The 21239-nt window shown below is 55.0% G+C and carries 18 protein-coding genes; 4 read left to right on the top strand and 14 right to left on the bottom strand.

The genetic code is table 11. From position 1 onward, the window contains the following. The coding region (locus ACR0LL_RS20550; RefSeq protein WP_480589133.1) for a hypothetical protein at positions 1–485 on the top strand (485 nt) is incomplete at its 5' end. A 308-nt stretch (positions 486–793) separates the two neighbouring features. Here ACR0LL_RS20550 and ACR0LL_RS20545 read toward each other — a convergent pair. From ACR0LL_RS20545 to ACR0LL_RS20510, 8 genes are all read right to left on the bottom strand, one after another. After that, complete coding sequence (locus tag ACR0LL_RS20545; protein ID WP_480589131.1) at positions 794–2296, bottom strand: M81 family metallopeptidase; 1503 nt, start codon at positions 2294–2296, stop codon at positions 794–796. Further along, entirely contained in the window at positions 2296–3942 is a 1647-nt protein-coding gene (locus tag ACR0LL_RS20540; RefSeq protein WP_480589129.1) for an amidohydrolase, read from the bottom strand. Before ACR0LL_RS20540 ends, ACR0LL_RS20545 begins: the two co-directional genes overlap by 1 nt. Before the next feature lie 12 nt (positions 3943–3954). Next, positions 3955–4878, bottom strand: a complete 924-nt coding sequence (locus ACR0LL_RS20535; protein WP_480589127.1) for an oligopeptide/dipeptide ABC transporter ATP-binding protein — start codon at positions 4876–4878, stop codon at positions 3955–3957. After that, positions 4875–5855: an ABC transporter ATP-binding protein gene (locus tag ACR0LL_RS20530; protein ID WP_480589125.1), complete on the bottom strand. Its 981-nt coding sequence runs from the start codon at positions 5853–5855 to the stop codon at positions 4875–4877. Before ACR0LL_RS20530 ends, ACR0LL_RS20535 begins: the two co-directional genes overlap by 4 nt. Further along, positions 5852–6709 (bottom strand): ABC transporter permease, encoded by an 858-nt coding sequence (locus tag ACR0LL_RS20525; protein ID WP_480589123.1) that lies wholly within the window; start codon positions 6707–6709, stop codon positions 5852–5854. The genes ACR0LL_RS20530 and ACR0LL_RS20525 overlap by 4 nt, the downstream gene beginning before the upstream one ends. Before the next feature lie 12 nt (positions 6710–6721). After that, entirely contained in the window at positions 6722–7660 is a 939-nt protein-coding gene (locus ACR0LL_RS20520) for an ABC transporter permease (RefSeq protein ID WP_480589121.1), read from the bottom strand. Between the two features lie 85 nt (positions 7661–7745). Next, entirely contained in the window at positions 7746–9311 is a 1566-nt protein-coding gene (locus ACR0LL_RS20515) for an ABC transporter substrate-binding protein (protein WP_480589119.1), read from the bottom strand. Positions 9312–9332: 21 nt separating this feature from the next. Then, the gene (locus tag ACR0LL_RS20510) at positions 9333–11309 is read right to left on the bottom strand and encodes a CocE/NonD family hydrolase (protein WP_480589117.1); all 1977 of its coding nucleotides are present in this window, start codon (positions 11307–11309) and stop codon (positions 9333–9335) included. A gap of 128 nt (positions 11310–11437) precedes the next feature. Between ACR0LL_RS20510 and ACR0LL_RS20505 the strand changes: the two genes are divergently transcribed. Further along, complete coding sequence (locus ACR0LL_RS20505) at positions 11438–12199, top strand: helix-turn-helix transcriptional regulator (RefSeq protein ID WP_480589115.1); 762 nt, start codon at positions 11438–11440, stop codon at positions 12197–12199. A 224-nt stretch (positions 12200–12423) separates the two neighbouring features. Here ACR0LL_RS20505 and ACR0LL_RS20500 read toward each other — a convergent pair whose 3' ends face one another. From ACR0LL_RS20500 to ACR0LL_RS20475, 6 genes are all read right to left on the bottom strand, one after another. Next, the gene (locus tag ACR0LL_RS20500) at positions 12424–12600 is read right to left on the bottom strand and encodes a hypothetical protein (protein ID WP_480589113.1); all 177 of its coding nucleotides are present in this window, start codon (positions 12598–12600) and stop codon (positions 12424–12426) included. Between the two features lie 415 nt (positions 12601–13015). After that, on the bottom strand, positions 13016–14254 hold the full coding sequence (locus ACR0LL_RS20495) for a Tm-1-like ATP-binding domain-containing protein (RefSeq protein ID WP_480589111.1): 1239 nt from the start codon (positions 14252–14254) through the stop codon (positions 13016–13018). 26 nt (positions 14255–14280) lie between these two features. After that, the gene (locus ACR0LL_RS20490; protein WP_480589109.1) at positions 14281–15765 is read right to left on the bottom strand and encodes an aldehyde dehydrogenase; all 1485 of its coding nucleotides are present in this window, start codon (positions 15763–15765) and stop codon (positions 14281–14283) included. Positions 15766–15773: 8 nt separating this feature from the next. Next, complete coding sequence (locus ACR0LL_RS20485) at positions 15774–17306, bottom strand: tripartite tricarboxylate transporter permease (protein ID WP_480589107.1); 1533 nt, start codon at positions 17304–17306, stop codon at positions 15774–15776. 10 nt (positions 17307–17316) lie between these two features. Continuing rightward, complete coding sequence (locus ACR0LL_RS20480) at positions 17317–17853, bottom strand: tripartite tricarboxylate transporter TctB family protein (protein ID WP_480589105.1); 537 nt, start codon at positions 17851–17853, stop codon at positions 17317–17319. A 62-nt stretch (positions 17854–17915) separates the two neighbouring features. Continuing rightward, a complete protein-coding gene (locus ACR0LL_RS20475) occupies positions 17916–18845 on the bottom strand; it encodes a tripartite tricarboxylate transporter substrate binding protein (protein ID WP_480589103.1) in 930 nt (309 codons plus the stop codon). A 106-nt stretch (positions 18846–18951) separates the two neighbouring features. Here ACR0LL_RS20475 and ACR0LL_RS20470 point away from each other — a divergent pair, with 106 nt between their 5' ends. Together ACR0LL_RS20470 and ACR0LL_RS20465 are read left to right on the top strand one after the other, a co-directional pair. After that, entirely contained in the window at positions 18952–19764 is an 813-nt protein-coding gene (locus ACR0LL_RS20470) for an IclR family transcriptional regulator (protein WP_480589101.1), read from the top strand. 1 nt (position 19765) lies between these two features. Next, positions 19766–21118, top strand: coding sequence for an aminotransferase class III-fold pyridoxal phosphate-dependent enzyme (locus ACR0LL_RS20465; protein WP_480589099.1), 1353 nt, complete (start codon positions 19766–19768; stop codon positions 21116–21118). The last annotated feature ends 121 nt before the right edge of the window (positions 21119–21239 follow it).

Here is a 21239-nt window from a genome sequence, read left to right as displayed (position 1 = left end):
CACTCCAGGCCGAAGCGTCGGGCGGTGGCTACAAGGTGTTGTGGCTGAACACCAACGGGTCATATGCCGAATGGACCACGGATGCTTCGGGGCAATACCAAAGCGGCGTTACCATTGCCAATGTTGTGGATGTCGAAGTCTTCTACAGTTACGATATTGATGGAAATGGGACCATCGGTCCTGCTCAACCAAAATTTAGCGCTTTGTTGGCACCCGAAAACAATACCGTGACGGTGGCCGAGGAGTCCGGTGCCTCCGAATGGGACGAAGATGTCGACTATCTGGAATTCGTGCCAGACTTGCCCACCTTCCAGGATGAGGAAGATATCTATGGATTGGTTGTCTCTTGCGTGAAAAACAACATTTACGGGCCTTCGACAACCATCCTGGAAGCTGTGTTGCATGAACCCACAGACAATGTGTCAGAAGAGGATGCCAACCTGACAATTGCATCCTTGCTGGAGGATGACAGCTTCTTTTGGTAATGTTGACCCCGCTCTGTAGGAGATGCTGATCGCGCTGCGATTGCCTCGGATACATTTCTGGTGCGAGAGAAGTGTATCTATGCCGAAGAAACGGTTCAGTGATGACCAAGTTGCCTTTGCGTTGTAACAAGCTCTGAGAGAGACGTGGGTCAACTGGTGTATGAAGATGCATTTTGGCCGACTGGCCTCAGAGAATCGTATTCAAGATCCAATTGGGGTCAGGTTTATGTGGACGGCTCAAGGCTGACCCTTCGGGGTCGAGATATTTGAATCCATTGGGGCATATCGCACGTCAACAAACTTTCGTTTCACATCACGTCAAAGGAGGTATGGCGACTGTTGGCCAACCTTCTGTTGACACAAATATAAGGGACCTTTCCAAGGTCGCAGAGGAAAACCCCATGCGCAGCAACCGCATATACATGGCTTGCAATTGGTTCGAAATCCGCCCGGAAATGCGCTGTGCTTTTGACGCAGATCACCGAATAACTCAGAGGGTTTAACCCGATGTGTGTGAAATGCGCGCGATCCAGGCATTGGTTTCGTATGCTTGTGACGACAAGGTCGATCTCGGCGTCGTGTCCAACCAAGCGAAGCGCAGCTGTCTTGCCAAGCGTAGCTGTTCCGCCGCCATACATTTCACCGGTATAGCGGCACGTTCCATCACTTAAGGAAAGCACCTCAAACTCTGCCCTGAATGGAACATGTCCGGCCAGGTTCGACTTTGCGCCGATAGCCAAAATGATCCGTGCGCCCTCCCCTGCAGCATGGGCCTGAATGGCACTTTCCGGATCATGGAACAGACCCATCAGAACGTTTTTTACCCCGCCCTCAATCAAAGCGGCCAGCAGCCCCGTTGTATCTGACGTTCCGCCTGCGCCCGGATTGTCCTGAACATCGGCTAGAACGATGGGTTTTTCGCGCCTTTGACGACATGTGGAAACGGCCTCTTCCAAAGACAACATCTTACATTCAAGATTGGCCTCACGGGACAGGAACATGCTGACAATCTCCTTGGCAGCGGCAGCCGCTTTTTCAGCAGTCAAGGCATAAGCAAGGCAGGATGGTCCGGTGTCAGGAAAATCCGCCGCCGTAAAACCAAGAGCGATCTCTGCCAGAATGTCTTGCTGTTCAAACCTGACAGGCAATTGATAGATATCACTGATCGGCGCAGAACCCGTGTGTTGCGCATGCAGGGGGATCAGGTAAGGCACCGGTTGGAACGTTTTGTATAGGGGTTCACCCGCCAGCAGGCGACTTAAGACTGGAACGCATCGTGCACCCGTTTCCGCCATATCCAAATGTGGGTAAGTGCGAAAAATCGACAGGTAATCTGAGTGTTCAACCATTTCGGTGGAAATGTTGGCATGAAGGTCCAAACTTGCGACCACTGGAACGTCTGGACCCACAGTTTCACGAACGCGACGCAAAAGCTCTCCTTCACCGTCAGCAAGGCTTTCGGAGACCATAGCTCCGTGCAGATCAAGATAGACACCGTCAATCTGGCCTGCGCCCCATATTCCGTCCAACAGCATCCCGCAGATCGTTTCGAATGCATGATCGGTGACATGGGCGGACGGTTCGGCAGAGCACCACAAAACGGGAATGACATCAAATCCCGCTGCCTGTGCCGCGGCGGTGAAACCCGCGATCGGAAGGTTCATGCCTTCGGTTTCCAGAATAACCTGTGAACCATGCAGCATTCCCGGCCAGGAATCCGCCATCTCAAACTCAGGCATCCCAGCTTTCGTTACACCGAAACAGTTGGTTTCATGTTGGAACCCCGCGATCACAATACGCTTGGTCGCCATTATGCGTGCTCAAACTCTTGTTCAGTACACACAGCAGAAAAAACCCTTTCGCCATAGCGGATGGTTTCAAGCACGACAGCGTCTGACAGGCGGTCCGGGTCGTGCAGTGGATTGCGCGAAAGAACAACAAAATCTGCAATTTTACCCGGTTCTATGGATCCGCGTTGATCTTCCTTGAACACCTGCCAAGCGGCTTCGATGGTTTGGGCCCGCAGGGCTGAAACAACGCTGATCTTCTGATCCTCGCCAAGCACACGGCCAGAAGCGGATTTTCGGTTCACCGCACAATGGGCAAGATGGATTGGACGCGTCGGTGTGACCGAGGCGTCGTTGTGGATCGTGTATCGCACGCCATACCGTTCGGCTGACGCCGCTGGCGATATCCGTTCGGCTCGCTCGGGCCCCAGGAAAGTATCGTAATGACGATCCCCCCAAAAGAAGACATGGGCGGGAAAGAAGCTGACGGTCAGACCAAGCCGGGCCATACGCTCCAATTGGTCATCCCTCAGAACCTGGCCATGGATAATGGTATGTCGATGATCCTGGCGCGGGTGTGCAACAAGCGCCTTTTCCACCGCATCTATGAACATCTCGGCACCGGCATCGCCATTGCAGTGGCAGTGAATCTGCAAGCCCTGACTGTGGAGCTTTTCTACATCCGCAACCAACTGCTCTTGCGAGGTATAGGTCATTCCACAAGGATTATCAGGGCTGGCAGGTTTGAAATATGGAGCAGACAAATACGCGGTCTGTAACTGAAAGGCCCCGTCCGTAAACAGTTTGCGCGGACCCAGTGAAAAATGCGGGTTGCCCGGCCAGCTCGTTCCAATCCAACGCGAAGATAACTCTGGCTCCAGATCTCCGACGGGCAAAAGCTCGATGTCAATTCCCGGATCCTGATCCGCAGGCAGGCTGGCGAAGTGGTCCAGCATGGGCTGCGATGCCCAGGCATTTTGGGCATAGGTCACACCATGGGCCAGGTATTCGCTGCGGCAGGCGTCAAAACCCCGCCAAAACCGGTCGCGGTCAATCAGGAAATCAGTATCGCCCATTTCACCCATGGCCGACAGCCCTTCCATCAATCCGGTCAGCGCTCCGGTTTCCGGATCGCGGCCATAACGGCCCCCCTCTGGATCAGGAGTTTCACGGGTTATCCCGCGTCTTTCCAGCGCGAGAGAATTTGCCACACCATTATGACCCGACGCATGAATGACCCAGATTGGATGGCGTTGTGACACGCTGTCCAGTTCGGCCCGTGTGGGCATTCGACCTTCCAGAATGGACGTATTATCAAAGGACACCCCCATGACCCATTCACCCTCGGGTGTTGCACTCGCCTTTTCGTGAAGACTGTCCAACGCCTGTGACATGTCTCTGCAATCCCCTAAAGGCGGCGAAGACAGATCGACACGGAACAGCTTGACAAAGCCGGGATCGGGAAAGTGCCCGTGTGGGTCGATAAAGGCGGGCATCAGGGTACGACCCTTCAGATCTTGCTCGTGCGCATCCGAAGGCATGCGGGCGCGCAACTCAGCCTCGGCCCCCACTGCCTGAATTCTGTTGCCGTCAGTCAGCACCGCCTCTGGTGAAGAGTTCTGCGCATCCATAGTCAGGATGGTGCCGTTGAAGTAGAGTGTGCTTGGCATTGGATTTCCTAGTTACGACAGCGGGGCCAGACAACGCAGCCCATGGCCGCCCTTTACTTCCCATTCCGGGGTTTGGGTGCAAATGTCTCTGGCAAAGGGGCAACGCTCGCGAAACTCACAGCCAGATGGCCGCTTCAGAAGGCTGGGAGGCTCCCCTTTGAGGGCGATCCGTTCCAATCGCGCATCCGGGTCCGGCTCGGGGTTGGCGCTCAGAAGGCAGCGGGTGTAGGGATGGCGCGGGTCGTTGAAGATCGTTTCGGTTGTGCCCTCCTCGACCAAACGGCCCAGATACATGATGCCCATTCTGTCGGCCACGTGACGCACGACGCTGAGGTTGTGCGTTATGATGACCATCGCCAGCCCCAGCCTTTCGCGCAGATCGTTGAGCAGGTTCAGCAACTCACCCTGGACCGAGACATCAAGACCGGCAGTCGGCTCGTCCGCAAGGATCAGCTTGGGTTCCAGCGCCAGGGCGCGCGCGACGCCCACGCGCCGGGCCTGACCTCCTGACAGCTGATAGGGATAGCGATCGGCAAAATGCGCGGGCAGGTTCACCATTTCCAATAGGCGCTTGGCCTCTGCATCCAGATCGCGATCTTTCATACCCTGAATGCGATAGGGTTCGGTGATCAGGCTGCGGATTGTCAGGCGGGGCGACAGGCTACCGACCGGGTCCTGAAACATCATCGCCATGTCTTTACGCAGCGGACGCATGACGCTTTCCGGCGCGCCCCGAATTTCCCGACCTTCGAATGTGACCGAACCGTCCTGTGCAGGCGCAAGACCCGCAATCGCGCGGATTACCGTCGTCTTACCCGATCCGCTTTCACCAACCAGAGCGTAAGTTTCGCCAGGTTCTACGGTAAAGCTGACACCCGCCAGAACATTGACCGGTCCATAACTGGTTTTAAGATCCACGACATTCAGCAAGCTCATGTTGCGACCTCCTCGTGGTTCAGCCAGCATGCGGCGTGGTGGCCTTCTTTCAGTTGATCCAGTGGCGGCACATCGGTCGCGCAGCGCGCCATGGCCTGATCACATCGGTCCCGAAAGATGCACCCCCCGGGCAGGTTGGCCAGATCAGGCACTTCACCGGGGATGGTGGGCAAAACGCGGGCGCGTTCTTTGATGTGGCCGGGATCACATTCGATCAGACGACGTGTATAGGGGTGTTTAGGGTTGTGGAAAATCTCACGCACATCGCCGCTTTCGACAACGGCTCCTGCATACATCACCACCACCCGGTCGCAGAGTTCAGCGATCACGCCCAGATGGTGCGAAATAAACAGAATGGCACAATGAAACTCGCGCTGTAATTCTTGTAGGCGCTCGATGATCTGTACCTCAAGAGTGGCGTCCAATGCAGTGGTTGGCTCATCCGCAATCAAGAGGTCCGGCTCGGACATCAACGCCATTGCTATGGCGATCCGCTGGCGCATCCCACCTGAGAACTCATGCGGATACTGCTTCAGGCGCGCTTCGGGATCGGGGATGCCGACAGCACCCAGCATCTTGGCTGCGTGGGTCAATTTATCCGCCTTTGACTGCTTTGAGCGATGCTGAATGTCCAGCATCTGCTGCCCGATGGTCAGAACCGGATTGTGCGTTTGCATCGGATCCTGGAAGACAATGGATATGTCTGCACCGCGCAGGTCGCGCATCTGACGCTCGGAAGCCTTCAACAGGTCCTGCCCTTTGAAACGAACCTCACCTTGACGGAACCGCGTATTGGGGGCGGTCAGGCGCAGGATGGATGAGATCAGGGTGGATTTGCCGCATCCGGATTCCCCGACAATACCAACAATTTCACCCTTGTTGACGTTGAATGTGATGTCCCTCAGGGCCTTAAGGTCGCCACGGCCCGTTTCGTAGTCAACACTCAGGCGGTCGATTTCCAGCAGTGTATCGGTCATCGCTGTTTCCTCAATTTCGGGTCGACCACATCACGTAGGCTTTCGCCCAGGAAAGTGAATCCAAGTGTTGCCAGAATGATCGGCAGGCCCCCGCCCACCACCAGCCACGGTGTTTGGCGGATCAGGGAATAGCCATCCTTGAGCAAGGCTCCCCAGCTGGGTGTCGGGGGTTTCACACCCAACCCCAAAAACGACAGCCCGGCCTCCAGCGCGATGACGGTGGGTATATCCATGGCTGCCAAAACAGCCAGAACCCCGATGATATTGGGTAGCATGTGCACACCCAGAATACGTGTCATGCTGGCCCCCATTGATCGCTCTGCCAGAATGAACTCAGAATTGCGAAGCGTCAGGGTCTGGGTTCGCGCCACGCGCCCATATGTCGGGATTGAGGTCGCCATGACCACGAATACAACTGTCTGCAAGCTGGGCCCGACAAGGGCCACAACAGCCAGTGCAAACATCACCGTCGGAAAGGACCGGATGGTATCGAAAAACAGCATCAGCAGGTTGTCGAGCCATTTTGGTCCGTACCCGGCTATCATGCCCAAAGTCAGGCCAATCGCCATCGCGCCGAAAACAGCTGGCAGCGCCACTTTAAGCGCAACCTGCCCCCCAGCAATCACCCGCGAAAACGTATCGCGACCCAGCTGATCCGTGCCCAACAGATGCGCCGCGGACGGCCCTTGCAGGCGGGATTTGATATCCATGGCAATGGGATCGTAAGGCACAATCCAGACAGCAAATATCGCGCAGAACACGATGGTCCCAACGATGATCAAACCCATTAACCCAAGCGGGTCGCGGGCAACCCCGACTATGATCTGGCCAAGTTCGGAACGAGATTTTACCATCACTCCGCCTCCTTAATGAGCCGTGCGTGCGCGTGGATCGAGCAGCGCGTTGATCAGATCGGCCAAGGCGGTCGACACAACGAACAGTGCCGTTGATACAAGGACCGAACCCATCACAATCGGATAGTTTCGGGTCGTGATGCTGTCGATGACCAACTTACCCAAGCCTGGTCGGGCAAAAACGATTTCGGCAAAAACGGCTGAGCTGAGCAGAAAGCCCATCCCGACCCCGATCACGGTGACCACGGGTAGAATTGCGATACGCAATGCGTAAACCATGACCACGCGACGTTCCGCGATACCAAAGGCCCGGGCGGTACGCACATGGCTTTCACCCATGACCTCGAGCATCGACGCCCGTACCAGCCGTGCGATATATCCTACCCAGCTGAGCCCTATGGCGAATGCTGGCAGAACCAGATGGTCAAGGCGGTCCCAGAACCCCTCTCCTGCCCCAATGGCGGGAAACCATTGCAAATTAACGGCGAAAACCAACAAAGCCAAAAGCGCAACAACAAAGGCCGGAGCGGCAACAAAACTGACGGAAATTGCGGCGGCGACCCGGTCGATCATCGTGTTTGGATGCGCAGCCGCATAAGCGCCAAGTGCGATACCAAGACTTGCGGACCACAGGATTGATGCAAAAATCAGCTCCAGAGTGAACGGCAATTGCTGAAACACAATCTCAGTCACAGACCGACCCGAGAAGACATCGGTGCCAAGGTCACCCTGCAAAAGGTTCGAGTAAAAGATCAGCAGCTGTTTCCAGATCGGTTGATCAAGACCAAGTGCGGCGGTGAGTTGGGCCTGAAGCTCGGGTGTGGCGCGCGGACCCAGCATGATCTGGACCGGATCGCCTGGTACAGCGCGGATCATCAGGAACATGACGGTGACCGCCACGAAAAGGATGAGCAGCGACAGCCCGAAGCGACGGGTTGCGAAGTTCAGCATGGCCAACTTGCTCCTTGTGGCTGGATGGCGTTGGTTATGGAGCGGCGAGTGTCAGCGCCTGCCGCTCCCTGTCGACCTGGGGAGGTCAGGTCGACTTGCCAAAGTAACGCAGCAGCGACAGCCCGTCCGGGCGCAATGCAGGAATGACACCTGCGCTGTGAATGACCGGTGTTGCCTCGTGTGTGATGAAGCGATAGGCACCGCTTTCTTCCATCAAGTCCTGCGCACGCTGGTACATTTCAGCCCGCTTTGCGATATCTGTTTCCCCAGCCGCAGCTTCGTGGATTTCGTTGAACTCTGCGCTGTTAAAGCGTTCCCAGTTCCACTTGCCAATTTGCTCGGGCGTAAACCACGACGTCGCATAATACGGGTCCGGCGTCATCGAATAGCGGTTCAGAACAAGTTGCAGGTTTTCGTTGTCGCCAGACGCCCAGAACGCACCGGATTCCAGAACATTCACCTCAACTGTGATACCGATTTGCGCCAGCGTCGCCTGAATGATCTGTGCAGTTGTCGTGAACGTTGTCTTGTTTAGCGTGTCGAGGGTCAGAGTGACGTTGGTTTCACCCGATTCCGCAAGCAGTTGCGCCGCTTTTTCGAAATTTGCCTCAGGTGGCACCAGCGAAGACGGCCGATGCCCAGCCAGACCCGGAGCAATGATCCCGGTTGCCGGCTCGGCTGCACCAAAATAGGCAGCCTCCAGAATGCTGGGGACATCTATGGCATGTTGAATCGCCTGTCGCAGCTTCTTATTTTGCAGCTTTGGATGTTCAACATTCATTCCCATCCAGACATAGTAAAGCGAGGGTTTCTCAACCAGCGATCCCCCATTGGGAACACCAGCGCGATAACGTTCGACTGAACCTAGCGACACGCGAGTTACGTCCAGTTCGCCCGCTTCAAACGCGATCTCGGCGGTGTTTTCGTCGTCGATCGGATAGATCTCGATTGTGTCCCAGGTCGGAGCATCGCCATTCCAGTCAGGGTTGCGCTTAAGAACCGTTTTTTCCTTGGGCGACCAGCTGTCCCGCAGATATGGGCCGGACTCTGCCACCGGATCAGCACCGATCCGGCCACCGGCTGCTTCGACCGCTGCTTTCGAAACAATGTTTCCGGTGATGTAAGGCAGGGCAATTGACCAAATCGGTGCGAAGGGTTTGTTCAACACAATCGTCCCTTCGCGTTCACCGGTCACTTCAACATGGCTGAACGGTCCCAGGTCGGGTTTGTTTGGGCTGTCGGTCGCGTCATCCACGATCCGTTCCATGCTGAACTTGACGTCCTCGGCGGTCATGGCGCCAAAGCCGTTGGTGAAGCCGATATCGTCACGCAATGCAAACTTGATATGGGTGGGGTCAACCTGCTCGATCATCGTTGCCGCGTCGAGCTGCCAGCCCCATTCCTCGCCTGGCTTATACTGGATCAGCTTGTTGTAGATCGAGGCATGTACCTCTTCTTCCACGACACCAACCGAGTGGGCCGGATCCATATTCTGTGCATCGCCATAGGCCCGTACCCGCAGAACGCCGTCGTCTGCTGCAAATACGCGATTTGCCCACCCCATCGGAAGCGCCGTGGTCGCTCCAAGCGCGGTTGCGCCTTTCAGGAACCCGCGACGACCAACATTGGCCTTTGTCCATTCTATCTTCATAGTATCCTCCCTAGGATTAAGTCAGAGAAATCCGCGTGGAATGGTTTCCGACCATTCCTTTGTCAGGACTTCGGTTTCATCGGCACCTTCGGTGGCGCGAAGTTTGCGGTAGAGGTAGAAATTCTGCGTGTCGCAACTCATGCGGCACTCGGTCGAGATGGCGACCTGCCACTCCGCCCGCTCGAATGTGAATTTCCAGGCCGTCTCAAACCGGGCAGTGGCCGGGTCATCCGGGTGAATGCCGTAATGCATGCGCACATCACTGCCGACAATCAGGCCGTGATAGGGATCGCGTGACTTACCATAGTCGTCAAACGTCTCAAGCACGATCCGGCCGTCTTCTGTTTCTTTACGTTCGGAATGCGACGTAGGTGTCCGCAATTGATCGGCTGCAAGAACCGGAAACTTCGGCGCCGGACCGGGTTCGGAAGCTTGGATTTCACGCGATACTTCGCGCACCGGCAAATGCAGGGCGCAATTCTGCAAATGCAATGTCACCTGTGCCTGGTTTGGCGATGGCCAGATGATCGGCCAGTAGGACGTCGACAGGGCCAGCCGCAACACATGACCCTCACGCAGTCGATGCGCACATTCGTTTAGGGCAATCTCGGCCTCATATTCCTCGCCGGGTTGTAAGAATTCAGGTGTCTCGTGATCGCGGAAATGGCATAAGTTCAACGACCGGTAGCTGATGCGCTGTGAAATACCCTCGGGCGATACATCGCATAGGCGCGCAATAAGCTGAGCGACAGGCTTGTCTACTGAAAACCTAAACTTCAGTCTTGCGCGCCCCAACAATTCCAGCGGCGCACGCATTGGCGCGCTGTCAAAGCACAGCGACAATGCATCGTCGCTTGCCTGGTCGTCGGGCAACTCGTTATCGATCCGCATACCTGCACAAAAATACCCGCTTTGCATGCCCAAATGGCAGGGCGACGAAATGGCTGCGGAACCTTGGGCTGGGCTAGGGGAAAACTCGCCCGGTGCCAGATGCCAGATCTGTTCATGTATGTGCGTCGATGGCCAGCGACCTTCAGCTATCCAGCGACCTTGCCGAGGGCTGTTTTTCGGTGTCGGGTTGAAATGCTCCTGCATGTATGTCCGGTACGCAGGCAAATCTTCGGCACCGTTTTCCTGTTCTTTCAACCAGCGATCAAACCAGCCGATGACTTCGGAATGGAAATCCGCAGGATCAATTTTCGAGATATGCGCGTATCGATGCTCCCACGGCCCGATGACGGCCTTGGTGGGCGATGTCAGGTTGGCTGTCAAAGCAGGCGGGGCATTTACATACGCATCTGCCCAGCCGGTTATGGCCAAAACCGGGGTTTGGATAGCAGACCAATCTTCGCAAACCGAGCCGTGCTTCCAGTATGTGTCCCGCGTCTGATGACGCAGCCAATCGGCGGCTGAAAATGGAACGTTTTGCAGCCGCATCAGCCAGTCCTCTCGCCAGTCTGCGCGTAAGGCCGGATCTGCGGGCCTGGTCAGATAAGCGAACATCTGACTACCCCAGTTCATGTTGTCGCTCAGCAGGCAACCACCCATGAAATGGATGTCATCTGCATAGCGATCCACGGTCGAGGCGACGCTGACGACAGCCTTCAACGCAGGCGGTTGCCGGAAAGCCAGTTGCAAACCATTAAACCCACCCCAAGATATTCCGATCATCCCAACGTGACCGTCGCACCAATCCTGCGCTTCGATCCATGCGATGACTTCTTCACCATCACTCAGTTCCTGTTCCGAGTATTCATCGTCGAATTGCCCTTCGCTGTCGCCCGTGCCCGCTATATCGACCCGAACGCAGGCATAGTCAGCCTCGGCAAATACCTTATGTGTTGTTTCATCCCTGGGCGCTGTGCCGTCGCGTTTGCGGTAAGGCAGGTATTCCAGAATGGCCGGAGCTGGACCGGTTTCGGGTAACCAGAGTCGAGCAGCAAGCCTCCGCCCGTCGGAGAGTGTGATCCATGTGTTTTCGACGGTTTTAACTGGCATCCGAGAGCTTGTTTTTTGCGAGCTGATGCCGAAGAAGAAAACAATTTGCAGAAAAAACAAATTGTGCAATCTTATGCGAAGTGATGCTATTTGCAGCGAAATAGCGTCAAATAGCGAAAGATTTTTCCATGTCCCAGTATTTTTCTGCCAACCTGAAGTCGCTATGCGCAGAACACGGCAATATTTCAAAGATTTGTCGGGATATTGGCGTCAACCGGCAGCAATTCAATCGGTATCTGAATGGCTCCAGCCTGCCTTCGGCCCACAACATGCGTCGGATCGCGCGCCATTTCGGCCTGACAGAAGCCGAACTGTTCGCTGAAACTGCTCGCTTTGAGCAAATGCTAAAGGACGTCTTACCACCAACCGGAAAAACGCCCGCAGACGCGTTTCTGGATCCTTTTCGGGGCCAACACAAAAACCTCAGGCGCTATGTTGGTTTCTATCACTCGTTTTTCTGCACGCCTTCCTGGGAAGGGAAGATATTTTGTTCGTTAATCCGTATTCAGGAAGTTGATGGGCTTTTCACAATCCGGTCCCGCGAAATTGCCACATCACAAGACAAAAGCATGCACCAGATTTCTCGTTACGTTGGTTTGGTGACAATGCGGGGAAACAGGATATTTGTAACCGAACATGAGTTGATGCGCGAAGGCAGCGTTGCCAATACCATCTTATATTCAGCGCACCGCCAGCAACTAAAGTATCTGCGGGGAATGACGATGGGTGTTGCTTGGCGCCCTTACCCGCATCCCTACGCCGCCAAAACAATCTGGAAGCGCCTGCACGAGCGGGTAACCGCGCGTGAGGCCATTGCCGCCTGTGGTATCTACTCAACCCATAGTACCAAGATTGATCCAACTGTCAGGAAACACCTTACCGAAGAGTGAAGTGTCGGAAGGATGTATGTGACGCTCTGTTTTTTCAGGATCACACCCGGCATATCAATTTGGCTTTGCTATTCTGCTTACGCGTGTCCTTTTGGTGGTGTGCGGGTGTAAAGGTACTAGGGACGTTACCGTTTTTGTACCGTAGCCCATAAATAGTGACCCAACAGTTCATAGTGACACGATCAATTCGAGCGTTCCGCTCCGATAGTCACTGTCTGGTCCAATCAAACCGGAGACGTGTCCAACAGAATGATCGCTTTTCTCGTATTACTCGTCCAGTTATGCGAAAGCCGATATCCTTGTTCCTTGCCGTCGCGGTCTAAAGCAATTTCTGCACCGAAGATCAGACTGAATCCGCGTGCGTTTCCAATAACGGCACGTTTCTGAGCCAGCGCTTCCATTCATTTGCGAGCATGCAATCCCACATTTTTCGCGCTCTCCAGCAATTGCTGTCTTTGATCTCTTCCAATACCGCCATCGCTGCAGCACAGAAAACGGGGTTGCTATTAAACGTATTGAAATAGCGATAGCACTTAAGAGAAGTAACAAAGAATTCTGCTCGTGTAACAACACCACCCACCGGATGGCCATTCGTCTTTGATTTCCCCAGTGTCGCGATACCTGGCAGGATACTCCTTCACCCCTAACAAAATGGACCGGGTCGCCTTAGAGGGATGATACATTGGGTCCAAGCAGCTTTGTCTTGTCGGCAATAAGCTGATCTTTTTCCTGTTATGGTTTGCAACTTTCGCAGGTATCCCTCGAGGCGGCGCCACGGCGTCCGAAGGCAAAATGCATTTGTTGGAATGACGAAGGTCAGCGATTTTTGCTGATTACACCCTGCTCGACCCAGGCATCAAATTGCACGAGGACCGCTTCGCTGAACGCGTTGTCGTTGATATGAGCGTCAAGTTCCGTCATCGGCACACGACCCGGTATAACCTTGCGTGCCTCATCCACCATATCTGCCAGTGCTTCAGGATCATGCGCCGCCTCACCTTCCCTGTCCCATGCTTCAACCCCCTGAACAGGCAAGAAAAAGTGAACTGGCCCGGTTGCGGCTTGCATTCGGTTGGCCAGTTCACGGATCCAAGCGCGGCGTTCATCCCCATTGAAGACGGAACTCTTGATCAGTCGGTTATGCACGTGAAACGGACGATCTGAATATTGGTCGGGGATGTCCTGCCAGCCCGCGAAATCCAACAGGTCCAACGCTCCGGGCGCGATCATCTGCGGTGTGCCTACGCGACCTGCACTGGTTACACGCTCCTCGCCGCTGGACACGACAGAGCCCGCCATAAAATTTCCGAATTCCTGCATGCAGAAATCCATCGCGCAGGCAAATGCGCCCTCGCCAGCCAGCTTTTCAAATGCCATGCCACCCATGCCGGTAGAGTGGAAAACCGCCACCTCAAAACCGCGTTCCTCCAACGCCGGTTTCAACGTCTTCATGTAGCGCAGACAAGACGAGCCAAGACTGGTCATTCCAATCAATGGCTTGCTTCGGTCCGGTGCAATAGCGGCCTTGGTCGCGCCAACAACTGCCCCGGCTGCCTGGCTGAGTGAAGACTGGCAAATCGAATTCATACCATAGAGCCCGCCGGCCCACAGGATCATCTGAATATCCGGCGCCAGACGATGCGGAGGGATCAGCGGAGAAAAGCTGACAGTGGACACAATGTATTTTGGCACACCCATCGGCAGCGCTTGCGCACAGTCCAGCGCCAGATCGGTGCCCATGGTACCGCCGGTGGCCAGCATCCCGTCAAAGCGGCCATCGGCATAGGCCTGGGCAACCACTTTTGCGGCACCCGCGGACATTACCCGAAAAGCTTTGTTTTCATCCCCCTGTGCGATGACTTCATCAATGGTCATGCCACCGGCAGAAGCGACGTCGTGCTTGGAGATGTCGGTTGGCGTCTTGGGATCACCCAGCACTGAGACATCCATTGTCAGTACATTAGCGCCCTGTGCGCGAATTGCGTTTTCAATGAAACGCATCTCGGCTTCTTTCGTGTCATAGGTGCCGATCAGCAGGATCGTTTTCATAGTCATAAGCTCCTCCTTCGTTCCGCCGCCATTCAGAGCTTGATCCAGGCCGTTTTCAGGTCGAAGTATTTCTCAAGCGCGTGCAAAGACTTGTCGTGCCCATTGCCGGACTGGCGCACTCCTCCAAGCGGTACGGTCAGATCAGCACCGCCATAGGTGTTCACATGCACGACGCCTGTGCGGATACCAGCCACCATACGGTGGGCGCGGCCAAGGTTAGATGTCCAGACACCGCCAGCCAGGCCATACACGGTGGCGTTCGCCAACCGGATCGCATCTTCTTCGTTTTTGAACGGGGTCACCGCCAGAACGGGGCCAAAGACTTCGTTCTGAAACAAGTGGTCCGTCTCTTTTACCCCGGCCATTACGGTCGGAGACATATAATAGCCGCCACTCTCCATCAGGATGCGATTACCACCGGTGCGCCGCTCTGCCCCTTCCGCCTCGGCTTTGGCAACAAAATCCAGATTGGCCTCAAGTTCCGGCAGGCTGTGAACGGCACCAATCTGGCTGTTTAGGTCCAGCGGATCGCCGACGCGAAAGTTTTCAGCATGGCGCGAGACTTCGGCCACGAAATCCTGGTAGATATCTTCCTGAACAAGAAGGCGAGAGCCAGCAACGCAGACTTGACCGGAGTTGCGGAAGATTCCCGCTGCGGACACTTTGGCGGCCTCGGCCAGATCCGGGGCGTCGTTGAAGACGATGTTGGCTGACTTACCGCCCAACTCAAGGTAACAGCGCTTCAGATTGGAACGAGCTGAATACTCCAGCAACCGACGACCCGTCGCACCTGACCCAGTGAACACCATAATGTCCACATCCATCGACAGTGCCAGTGCCTCGCCCACAACCGAGCCGCGCCCTGTCACGACGTTGAACACGCCATCCGGAACCCCGGCTTCAGCGGCTAGTTCAGCAATCTTCAAAAGGCTGAGCGAAGCGCTTTCTGCGGGTTTCAATACTACAGAATTGCCTGCCGCAAGGGCCGGAGCAATTTTCCAGCTGCCGATCATTAGCGGAAAATTCCACGGTACAATTGCACCCACCACGCCGACCGGGGCATGGTGTACCAGGCCAAGAATATCGTGACTGGTTGGCGCGATCTGGCCATAAATCTTGTCGATTGCTTCGGCATAGTACCGAAATGTCGCCGCCGCCGAAAGCGCCTCGGATTTATACGCCATGCTGATCTCGGTGCCGTTGTCGCGCACCCCCAGAACAGAGATTTCCAGCGCACGCTCTTCGATCAGATCCGCTAGCCTCAGCAACACTTTCTTGCGCCCTGACGGTGCCATTTCGGACCATCGCCCGTCCTCGAATGCAACCCGAGCGGCCAGGACGGCAGCTTCAATGTCCGCCGCGCTGCCATCGGCGATCCTAGTCAGAGGTCGGCCGTCGATGGGAGACAACACTTCGACCTGCGCACCCGTTTCACCTTCAGTGAAGTCGCCGTTAATGAAGTGGCCGCGCGGGGCGACTTGCTGCATTCGCAGCACGTCGATTAGGGACTGATCCATGGATATTCTCAACCTTGTTGATTTGGGTGATCTGCATCGACGGGTTCGGCGTTTGGTTCTGGTCGCAGCTTATTTCTGAACTCGAAGTACAGAGCTCGAAAGTGCAGAATGAGGATCAGAACAATCATACCGAACAAGATGGCGGCAATCGGTCTATCAACAAAATCCAGCGGTGAATTAACCCGAGCCATGGCGCTGCGGAGCTTGACCTCCATAATGCCGCCCAAAACCATGCCGAGGATGATCGGAACTATCGGCAAGTCCAGCCGTTTTAGGATCAGACCGAACACTCCAAATGCCGCGGCCAATGCACAGTCGGTGATCGAGTTGCGCAGGCTGTATACGCCGACAAACGCCAGGATCAGGATCATGATGCCCAGAAAACGAGTTGGAATCTGAATGATCTTGAGCAGCAAGTTGGTCGAGAACAGCAAAAACACCAGAACGATCACGTTCAGCAGGATCAGTGCCATGTAAAGTGCCATGACGAAATCCATCTGGTTTTCGAACAGCTGCGGCCCGGGTATCACATTGTGCACATAAAAGACTGACAACATCATTGCCGTCAGTGCCTCGCCAGGAATACCCAGCGCCAGCAGCGGGATCATCGCCGCTCCGGGCACAGCATTGTTTGCGGATTCAGAAGCCACAAGACCTTCGGGCGAACCATCGCCAAAGGCTTCTGGATTTTTAGAGGTATTTTGTGCGTATGTGTATGACAGGAATTGCGAGGTGAACTCGCCGGTGCCCGGCACCATGCCCATGAACACGCCGATGCTGGATGACACGGTTGCAATACGCTTGAGGCCAAGCAGCTCTTTTAATCCCGCAAAGATGCTTCCGCCAACATGTGCTTCACCCGGTGCATGGTTTTTTTCCAGCAACAGAAGCAATGCCTGACTGATTGCGAACAGCCCCAGCACAACAACAATCAGGTCTACCCCAGAAGCCAGCCAGCTTTGCTCGAACGTGAAACGACGGGTGTATTTGACCGGCTCCAGCCCGACAGTGTTCAAGAACAGACCAAATGCCGCCAGCATGCCCGCTGCAAAGATCTGGCCGCGATGAGCGAGGATTACCAATATGATGCCAAGCAACGCGGCTAGGAAAATCTCACGGCTGCCAAAATGCGGGGCAACGAGTGCTAGGACGGGAGACAAGAGCATAAGGCAAATTATCGAAAAGATGCCTCCAAAAAATGACGCCGAATAGGCCAGTGACAACGCCCGATGACCCTGGCCGCGCTTCGTCATTGGATAGCCGTCATAGGTGGTCAAGGCATTGACTGCTGTGCCCGGTGTATTGATCAGGACGGCAGGGATTGCACCGCCATACATCGAGGACCCATAGATGCCTAGCAGCAGGGTCAGGCCAACGATGGGTTCAAACGCGAAAGTGGCAGGTAACAGAATGGCAATTGCCACCGGCGCTCCAACTCCTGGCAAGGCGCCAATGATCACGCCTCCGATCGACCCGATCAAAAGAGCAGCGATAACCGGCCACTGCGCAAGTATCGAAATACCTGAAAATAGAGCGTCCATCAGCGAAACCTCAGAGATACGTCAGCGCAAACGCGCGAACCGTGTCGGGTAAATACTCATAGAGAGCGCCGGACGGGATTTTCACCTGCAAGAAAGCCCTGAAGATGACCGTGACACAAACGCCGAACAATGCGGCACAACCGATACCCTTAGCATCGCGAAACCCGGTGCGAATTGCCAAAAACACGGCAAAAATGACCGTCGCGGGAAGATACCCAAGCAAGGGAACAGCTTTTACGTAAACGAGGAAGTAGAAAACATATTCAAACGACCTGAACCAGAATGCCACTTCGGTCCACCGTCCGTGACGCCGCTGTGACATTGCTGAACTGAGCCAGTGCAGAAATCCGAAAACCACCATGGCCCAGAGGGCTATCATTGGCCAAAGGCTGGGCTGTGCGAACCACTTGGTTCGCTTGACGATTTGTGTCTGCTCGTCCAGCTGCATTAACAAAAAGACTGCAAACGCAAGGAACACGAACGCAAAAACTACATCGCCAGGACGGCGATATCGTTTGAACATGTCCTGTAAGGTTTTCGCGATCATCTCTACCTCCCCACCGATTAAAACAGGCCCGGCAGTTTGAATCCTGCCGGGCCAATCTTGAGTTATTCGCCCAGAATCTCTTCGATTTTGGCGAAAGAGGCTTTGTCTTTTTCAATCTGCGCGTTGGAGGCGTCCGGGTCCTGCCAGTAGATCAGTGCACCTGTTTCCTCGGCAAGCTGCTTGGCTTTGTCGGAGCTCAGAGCCTTTTGAGCGGCTGCCGCGATCTTCTCGCGCGCCTCTGCCGGGGTGTCTTTGTGAACGAACAGACCGTTCCATAGTGCCAAAGGCAGGTCAGGATTTAGCTCGACAACAGTCGGAGTGTCAGGGACCAGGGGAATCCGCTCACCGCCGATGCTGGCCAGAACATTCACCTGATCTAAGCAGGGTAGTATAAGTTGAAGTGTCGTGTTGATCACGTCCACGTCGCCTGAAGTCAGGGTGTTGCAGTCCAGAGCATCAAATGCGGCTTCACTGGCGAAATCAAACCCGCTGCTGACAGCAGCTGCGAATGTCACCTGGGTGGGGGGCAGGACAGAGCCGAAATGCCCCAGTGCAACATCGTTATCTTTGCCATGTTCCACCAACTCCTCCCAAGATGAGAAGGGTGCGTCTTTGCTGGACGCTATCACGAACGGATAGGTCAGGAAGATGCCAATTGGGTCAAATGGGTTGGGGTTCAGCTCTGGAATGCCAATCTCGGGGCCAATCACCGGCACGCCTATTACAAAAGAGCCGACCGTATAGCCATCGCCCGGAGCAGTGGCGACTTCGACAGCACCAGGGAACGGACCACCACCACCGCCAGGCTTGTTCACGACTGCTGCTGGCACGCCGTACATTTCCTGAAATTCATCTGCGATCAGACGTGTCAATACATCCTCCAGATCGCCCGGAGGCCACGGAACGACGAAGGATACAGGTTTCTCTGGATACTCAGCGAAAGCAGCTGATGCAGAGACCGCCATTACGGCAGCGGTAAGAATTTTCTTCATAGACTCCTCCCATTGATGGTTCAAATAATGAACCGGTAAGTCATGTTTATTGTTGCGTTGTTAATTACATTGTGTCAAGTATTCTCTTAAGGAGGAGGAGTAACTTATGGGAACTGCTCTTAATGCTCTGAGATTGTTGGAGTTATTCTCCAACGCACGGCCCGAAATCGGGCTGACCCAGATGGCTCGGCTATCTGGTGTCAATAAGGCGACTGTTCTTCGGCATCTGCGTGAACTGGAAGAGTTCGGATTGATCGAGCAGAATCAGGGAACAAAATCCTTTATGATTGGCCCGGCGGCACTGCGTCTTGCCGCGTTACGCGAGATTGCAAATCCCGGTCTCAAAGCAGCGCGCCTAAAAATGCAGGCCGCGATGCAACAAGCAGGAGAAAGCCTGCACCTTTCTCTTCTGGAAAATGATGTTCTTCAAACGGCGCTAGTGGTCGAGACAACTCAGCACAGCGTTCGAGTTAGCCTAGACCCTACGGAAGTCCTTCCGCTCAACGCCACAGCCTCAGGATTGTGCATGCTTTGTTTTGGCCCTCCTGCACTTTTGGAAGGCCTCAAAAATCGCGACTTGCCCCGTATTACTGCCTCTACGCTAACGAACCTTGAACTCATTCAAGAACGTCTCGTCGAAGTAAAGGAAACCGGTTGGTCCTATAGTAACGGAAGTTTCGAAACCGGTGTTCATGGCTTTGCAGCCCCGGTTTTCGGAATTGATCAACTGGCGCTTGGGACGGTTTCATTCGCGGTTCCTGAAATCAGAACCGCAGGCGACCGGCAGCCGCCCCTACTGAATACCCTGAAACAAGTTTCGCAAGAGCTTACGGCAATCTTTGGTGGCCAGGCTCCTGCAAACTTTCCAACTGAGTTTCGACCGAGTGTTCGGTCGGACGAATTTCCCGGAGAATTTTGAAATGAAGGATTCCAACTTCCTTAAGGAAAACAACGCCCGCTATTTTTGGCACCCGATGGCGCACCCTGCCGACAGCCAAAAGAACCTACCAACCATTTTGGTCGGCGGCGAAGGGGTTAGCATCATCGATGTGGACGGCCACAAGGCCATCGACGCCGTGGGAGGGTTGTGGAACGTCAATCTGGGCTATTCCTGCGAGCCAGTGAAGCAGGCGATTGCCGACCAACTGAACGCTTTGCCCTATTATTCAACTTTCCGTGGCACCAGCAACGATAAGGCGATCGAATTGTCATTCGAGCTGGCCCGGTTCTTCGAGCCAGATGGATTGACCCGCGCGTTCTTCACTTCGGGCGGCTCCGATTCGGTTGAAATCGCACTGAAATTGGCACGACAGTACCACAAGGTACGCGGCGAGGATGGGCGCACCAAATTCATAAGCTTGAAACAGGGGTACCACGGGACCCATTTCGCTGCAGCGTCGGTCAATGGCAACCAGAAGTTCCGTGCTGCCTACGAACCGATGATGCCTGGATGTTTCCACATCCCGGCACCATGGACTTATCGCAATCCCTTCGACGAGACCGATCCCGAGCGTTTGGCACAGCTTTGCGTCAAAGCATTGGAAGCTGAGATTGCGTTCCAGGGCGCAAATACTGTTGCAGCGTTCATCATGGAACCTGTTTTGGGTGCTGGTGGTGTAATTCCACCGCACGAGAGCTTCATGCCGTTGGTGCGCGAGGTCTGCTCGAAACACGGCGTTCTGTTGATCTCGGATGAAATTATCACAGCCTTTGGCCGCACCGGCAGCGAAAGCGGAGCCCGGCACTGGGGTGTGCAGCCGGACATTATGACGACGGCCAAGGCTATTACGAACGGGTACTTCCCATTCGGCGCTGCGATGATTTCCGGTCAAGTTGCCGAAGTGTTCGAACGCGACACCACTGGCAAAGCCTCCGTCGATCAGGGCTACACCTATTCCGGCCATCCGGTCGGAGCGGCAGCAGCCTTGGCAGCACTTGCGGAAATTAACCGCCTGCGGGTGTGGGAGAACGCCGCCGCTCGTGGGGATGAGCTTTTTTCCGGTCTGAAAAGGCTGGCCGACAAGTACGACGTGGTCGGCGACGTGCGCGGCGGTGAGGGTCTGATGTGCGCGATGGAACTGGTCTCGGATCGCAGCACCAAAGCACCGATTGCCAAGCATCTTCCGTTGCAGGTTCAGAACGCAGCATATGATGACGGTGTCATGGTCCGGGTGTCGGGTAACAACATTATTCTGTCGCCACCACTGATCATCACGTCTGACGATGTGTCCAAGATCCTGTCGGCGCTGGATACCGGTTTGGCGAGCCTTTAAATCTTCCCTGACCTCGCCGTTACAAGGCGGGGTCAGACTTTGACGGCTTGTAGTTCTTCGAGCAGGTCGAGGAGTTGATTGAGTTTTTCTCGTCCCATTTGTTTTTCGATGCTTTGGTAGA

Source organism: Ruegeria sp. AI2, from assembly GCF_056541275.1.
This window is presented reverse-complemented; position numbering and strand designations above follow the sequence as displayed.